The 6,299-nt window shown below is 35.9% G+C and carries 8 protein-coding genes; all 8 read left to right on the plus strand.

Annotated elements, in window-relative coordinates:
- Positions 1-143 precede the first annotated feature (143 nt).
- The 8 genes from KO361_04365 (at position 144) to KO361_04400 (ending at position 6,169) form a co-directional block, all read left to right on the plus strand.
- Complete coding sequence (locus KO361_04365; GenBank protein MCC7574799.1) at positions 144-461, plus strand: hypothetical protein; 318 nt, start codon at positions 144-146, stop codon at positions 459-461.
- Positions 442-1,251 carry a hypothetical protein gene (locus KO361_04370; GenBank protein MCC7574800.1) on the plus strand — a complete coding sequence of 270 codons (810 nt, stop codon included), beginning with the start codon at positions 442-444 and terminating at the stop codon, positions 1,249-1,251. The genes KO361_04365 and KO361_04370 overlap by 20 nt, the downstream gene beginning before the upstream one ends.
- Complete coding sequence (locus tag KO361_04375; protein ID MCC7574801.1) at positions 1,248-1,532, plus strand: hypothetical protein; 285 nt, start codon at positions 1,248-1,250, stop codon at positions 1,530-1,532. The genes KO361_04370 and KO361_04375 overlap by 4 nt, the downstream gene beginning before the upstream one ends.
- 38 nt (positions 1,533-1,570) lie before the next feature.
- On the plus strand, positions 1,571-1,807 hold the full coding sequence (locus KO361_04380; GenBank protein MCC7574802.1) for a hypothetical protein: 237 nt from the start codon (positions 1,571-1,573) through the stop codon (positions 1,805-1,807).
- Positions 1,804-2,211, plus strand: coding sequence for a hypothetical protein (locus KO361_04385; protein ID MCC7574803.1), 408 nt, complete (start codon positions 1,804-1,806; stop codon positions 2,209-2,211). Before KO361_04380 ends, KO361_04385 begins: the two co-directional genes overlap by 4 nt.
- A 202-nt stretch (positions 2,212-2,413) precedes the next feature.
- Positions 2,414-4,447, plus strand: coding sequence for a hypothetical protein (locus KO361_04390; protein ID MCC7574804.1), 2,034 nt, complete (start codon positions 2,414-2,416; stop codon positions 4,445-4,447).
- A gap of 836 nt (positions 4,448-5,283) precedes the next feature.
- Positions 5,284-5,544 (plus strand): HNH endonuclease, encoded by a 261-nt coding sequence (locus KO361_04395; GenBank protein ID MCC7574805.1) that lies wholly within the window; start codon positions 5,284-5,286, stop codon positions 5,542-5,544.
- A gap of 133 nt (positions 5,545-5,677) precedes the next feature.
- Positions 5,678-6,169: a hypothetical protein gene (locus KO361_04400; protein MCC7574806.1), complete on the plus strand. Its 492-nt coding sequence runs from the start codon at positions 5,678-5,680 to the stop codon at positions 6,167-6,169.
- Positions 6,170-6,299 lie beyond the last annotated feature (130 nt).

Genomic DNA, 6,299 nt, shown 5'->3' on the forward strand with positions numbered 1-6,299 from the left:
GCTGGAATTGTATAAGTTAGAGAAACAGTTAGACGTTGAGGATATACGTGTGCGTGTAGTGGTGGATTTCCAGAATAACGGATGGATACAAGCTATACCCGAAGCAGAAGCTGATTTAACAGAACCAACAGAGGTTGCATAAAATGGTATATCAAAAAGCACAAGACCAAGACCCAACAGAAAAAACAGCCACACTACAACCCGAACTCGGAAAACAATACGAACTATGCATCGTAGGAATAGGAGAAAACGAGTACGGCCAATGGTATAAAGTATTAGACGGTGATGACAATGAATATTTTTTACCTAACCATAAAGACCTTAAAATGAAGCTCCGGCAGTTCAAGGAAATCCAGGAGGGCGACTATATCCTAATCAAATACATTGAAGACAAAGATATTGGTAAAGAAAATCCATTACGAATTTACGAAGTGTACTGGGATGATGGATATGAAGAATGAAAACGCCGTAGTAATAAAAAAAACCAATATAGTTGATGCATCCAACCCCACAGACACTATCCAAGCAGGGACTGATATTGCTAATGTTTTAAAGAATGTAATAGACGAACAAAAACTTTACAGTAATATAAAAGGAAAAAAATATGTCCAAGTGGAAGGATGGACCACTCTTGCCACCATCCTCAATTTAAGACCTATAATAACGAGCACGGAACGGTTAGATAAAAAGGATGAAGTAGCATACACTGCTCATTGCGAAGTCCGTGACTATGAAGATCGGATAGTTGGCAGTGCTGATGCTATGTGTAGTAATAAAGAAGGTAATTGGAAGGGACGTGATGAATACGCTATCATGTCAATGTCACAAACACGATCAATTAGTAAAGCACTTAGACTCCCTCTTGGTTGGATTATGACATTAGCTGGTTACAGTGCAACACCCAGCGAGGAAATGACTGGTATTCAAAATAGAAATAAAAGCCGACCAGAGAGACCACGCCGTGAAAGAAATGATAAACCCCCAAAGCCAAATGAACCGGAGGGTACTGTTGATGGTGAGGTTAAAATACGGAAGACTCGTGAAACTAAGAAGAATAGTGAAAAAGAATTGGACATTAAAGAACTTGAGAAAAAACCACACCTCGACACAGCCATAGAAACCCTCAGACTTGGGGAGAAAAAATTAAACCTGAAAAACATCCTCACAGAGTTGCAAAACATGTTAGGCGAGGATACAATCACCCAGGATGAGTTTAACCACTGCAAAAAGGAATTGGGGCTGAAAACATGAACCAGTTACCATCCTTCAAAATGGAATGGCTTAAATTCAAGAATAGAATCGTAGACCTCCAGCACGGCAAGAAACAATACAACAATGTACTAATCACAGATATCGACATCGACAAGAGGACAATATTCTTCCGGGAAGATTATGGCCGTGGACGGCAGGGAATGGCATCTGGCGGTGTCATGTCCATGGTTGAGGTTCAGGGATTAGAAACCCCCGCCACGAATGAGCATGTGAAAATGGAGAAGATGGGCGTACTCGCCGGGGATAATGGGAAATACTAACACCCCACCCGGATTCTTTTTTTAGGTGATGTTTATCTATGATTAAGACTAAACAGGAATTAAAAGGTTATATAATAAAATACGCCACCAGTAACAGCCCCATATCCACCCATGCCATATATGAACACCTTAACCATTTGCACAGGCGCAGGTTACTACGGCGTGACCTTGGATATACCCGTGGAACTGTTGCAAGGGTGCTCCGGGGCTGTCCGGGCGTGGTTTTCCGTGATAAAATGTGGCGCGTGAATGAAGTAGCCGGGGTGAAAGCATGAATGAAGAATATATTTTGATGTGTAAAGAGGCAAGGGAAATACAAAAACAATGGAAACCTAAAGGCGGGGATAGGGTAATTAGTTTGCATTTTAATCGATGTGAATTGGAATATTTAAGCACAAATATTGAAAATAAAGAAGCAAGTGTATTATTCCATAAACATGGTTCGATTTGGTTGCCTCGTCAAAAAGACCTACAAAAAATAATTTTTGATGATTGGAAGAGAATTGAACCTTGGAATGATAGACAAGGAATCGTTGAAAATATGGTATGGGACTTTAATAATTTTGTAAAGGAAACTGCTTTTAGAGGGTATCTTGATTTAAACACATTATGGTTTATGTATGCAATGAAAACCGTCTATAACAAAGTTTGGGATGAAAAGACATGGGTGAAACCATGAATAATAAATGCCATTTCTGCCAGAACCCACTACCCACACCCAAAATCATCACATACACCCGCAAAGAGGATGGATTATACTGTGAGGAATACAAGACCTGTACTTACTGTCATCACAGGCAGATGACACGATCCACACGTGTAAACGACTAAAAAGGAGATGGGGGTGCTACATTTAATAGAAAAAACAAAAAGGTGGGATTATGATAAACTTCATAGAACGCAGCACGGAAATTAAAAAAGAGGGTTACCACACGCTTACATCTTCAGAGGACTTCATATTATATGAGGATCAAGATAATCATCAATTCATTATTGAATATGAAAGCCGTGACGAAACTGCAACTATCACTCTACAAATATTAGAAGACAATCTTTATGAGTACACAATCACAACTCCCATAAAATCACTTACTTTTATACATAAAAAAGGGTTGCATGATATAGGGCAAACCACCCAAGAGCAGTTATTTAAACAATTATTACGGAAGATAGATGAAGCCGACGCTATCCCATCAGGAGCTGGTGGTAGTCAAACAAGGATCAAAGCACTTCTGGAAGAATTATATCTTGCGTTACCCTCATATCGTAAAAATATGAAGGAAACATTCAGGGCATGGTTACGGCAGCAGCAATTAGATAAGGTGCCTGGTTTTCTTGAAGCAATAGGTGAAGTGGATAATTTTACTGAAACCACTATTAAAAAGGCCCGTGAACAATTATATAGGAATAATGTGATTGATCATGTTTATGATGCTATACAATTACGAGTAGTAGCCCAAGAAAGTAAAGCAATACTTGATTTTCTCATAGCACTGAGTAGCGTATTAAACAAGCCAATTCATAGTATTGTAACAGCAAATCCGGGTAAAAGCAAATCTACAATTAGTGAGACGGTTTTTGAATTATTCCCCAGACAGCGCCGGTTGGAGTTTAACTCTGAAACAACGAGTTCTGGTTTAATGAATATGACAAAATATAAGGAAGGTAAGCATGTTCTTAAAAATAAGCTTATTAAACTTGGTGATTTTGGTGATACAAAGGAGCAAGAGGCTGCAACGGAAATAATAAGTATATTGAAGATTATGATGAGTGAAGGTAAGTATACTAAGATATTAACAAATATGGAGGATGAGTTTGGAAGGGCTATGATTTTACAGCTCAAAGGGATTGGAAGCGTGCATTTAGAAGTAGTCACACCCACAGTTGAAAGTCAATATCAAAGCCGGGCTTTGCTTTGGAGTCCTGACGATAATCGTGACGTGCAACATGCTATTATGGAGCATCAGGAGGATGAGCTGGGGCGTAAAGAGAAGGAGTATGATTTTAAAAAGAAGCGTGATATTGTTGCTTGTATGATTGAAGAAATATACCAGCATGTAGAAGGGTTTAAAAAAGATGGATGGGGCTTTGATGTTTTTAACCCATTCACAAGCCATTTTAACGCTTTACTTAATGTTAAGGCGTCGCCTAACGCTAATCGTGACCGTATGATGATACAGATGATTCCAAAGTTGGTGACGCTTGTTAATTGTTTTAATCGTCATATAATTTTTAATGATAAATTGAAACAATATGCTTTAATAGTGTCTGTAGAGGATTATATTTATACGTTGAAGGTGCTTGGTGAAACTTTGAGTCGTTTCATTCATAAAAAGCCGGAGGTATATGGTACTTATCTTACTATTATTGAGGATAAGCTTTTACCAAAAACAAAGCCAGTATTATCTTTTGATGATTATAAAATTGGTTTTGAGAAGCGTGAGAAATATCGTAGCCGTAAAATTGAAGATATATATGAAATTGACCGTGAATATGCTGAATTTATTGAGATACTAGATGATTCAAGCTTTTATACATATAAAGATATTGCTAAGTACACAACCCTTCACGATCGTACTGTGCGACGGTATATTCAAGAAATGAGGGACATGGGCTTGGTTTTTATTGATGAGTCTCATACTCCTCATCGTGTTTATCTTGTATCTGATTATGTTGATCAACGGGAAAATGCTTTTAAAAATATAACTGATTTTAAAGCGTTGTATGATGGAAATGGGCCTTATGTGGTGGAAGTTAGTGGAGATTCTATTAGCTGTGATGAATTGTATATCAAAAAATTGTATGATAGCTTTATGAGGTCTGCTTATGCACGTGGATGGGTTTTTTTAGATGAACCTGAATTTAATGGGGAAAGTATTACTTTTAAAAAAGAAATTTCAGAGGAGGATGTATAAATTGTTTATATCTAAAAATAATTATAGGCTTTTGGACATGAACCTTATGTCCAATTCTCCAAGGTTTTTTGATGATTTAAAGAAGCCGATAAAAAAAATTATTGCGTACATTCATGTATATTCTTTGAAACTTGAGTACATAAATTTATTTTCGGTGTGTCCAAAAGCCGTGGCTGTTCTGGGTCTGTGGGGTTTTGTGGATGCTCCGATTAGGTGTTCTCAAAAAGTGTACCAAAAGTATAGGACTTATATGGTGTCGGAGATTTCCAGATCTTGTGTCCAACTCTCCGGGCTTCTTTCAGAAATCTTAAAAAAAGAAGCGGTTTCCGGGCGTTTCCATGAAAAAAATGTGTTCACTAAATGTGAAATATATTACTTTTTATGGCAATTAGTAATAAAAAATTAGTAATACTGAGGTGAAAAAAATTACAATAAAAAAATTACATGAAAACACTTTAAAAATTGTTGAAGACGGAATCTACTTAGAAATTTATCAAAAAAATGTCCAAATAATTGATAAGAACATAGATGAAGCCTGTTCTAAAATGATTCCTTTAAATAAGTTTTTACAACAGTTAGAAGGATTAAATCTAGTTTATCCAGACCTCATCTGTACAACATATGATATTAATTTAGTTAAACCTAATTATAATGCAAAAATAGGAGGACCATACAATCACAATTACTGTGGAATTAGTAATCAATATGAATACTTTTCTAAACCATGTTCCTTTAATTACCTAATCGACGGAGTTAAACATACAATAGACCTCTTAAACAAAAAAGACCCGTCTAATTATTCATATTATCTAGTTCAAAAGTGTAGAATCCTTTGTATGTTCAAAAAAAATAGTTTAAAAAGTAAAAATAAAAAACGGGGAAGAATTAGTAAAAGCATTCGCCATGAGGTGTTCAAAAGAGATAATTATAAATGTGTTGAATGTGGTGCATCTAAAGAGAATATTGGGTTACATATTGATCATATTCTTCCTATTAGCCAAGGGGGCAGTGATGAATTAGATAATTTGCAGACGCTATGTGAAACATGTAATATTGCTAAAAGCAACCGTAAATGGAAAACAAACATTAAAGTATAAATGTAAATTAAAGGGATAAAAATTTTGATGTGAGGCGACCAGATATGAAAAAAGAGAATAAAAAGAAGGAAATTGATGAAGAGAAAGAGGAAACCATAAAAAGGGGTGTAAAAGCCTATCACACCCTTAAACATTGGCGGGAGACGGGGGAGTTACTTTTATAACTCTCCTATCTCATAGATGTGTAAGTGTAAAAAAGGAGGGAATAAAATTGAATGATGAATATTTATTGATGTGCCATGATGCTTACAAATATTTATCGTATTACGATAAACCCGGTGTAGATAATCTATATTGTGACTATACTGGAGTATATTTAAAGCAATGGAATGAAAGTGGTGCTTCTTCCGAGAAAAATTGGAGATTTAAAAAAATAAAAGAGGAGTGGAAAAACGAGAATCCATTCCGTGTTTGGAGACAGGAAGACCTGCAATACATACTGGCAACAGTTCAAATGATTGATAGTGAACTTGATCTTATTAAAGCAATATGTACTTGGAGCAATAACACAATGGAATGGATAGACTTCCTTGATTTTAATTTAAATCAGTATTGGTTGGCTTTTGTTATGCATATCATTTACAGTATGGTTTGGGATGGTAAAACATGGGTAAGGAGTGAATGATAAACATGATTGAAAAAATTGAAATACCTTTATATGACGGTATGGATTACAATAAAGAACTTAAATTAATAGTAAGTGAATTTGCAGGGCGAATGTATTTAAATGTTTATAAAAAAGATGATTGTGAAGA

Source organism: Candidatus Woesearchaeota archaeon, from assembly GCA_020854775.1.
Lineage (GTDB): Archaea > Nanobdellota > Nanobdellia > Woesearchaeales > 21-14-0-10-32-9 > 21-14-0-10-32-9.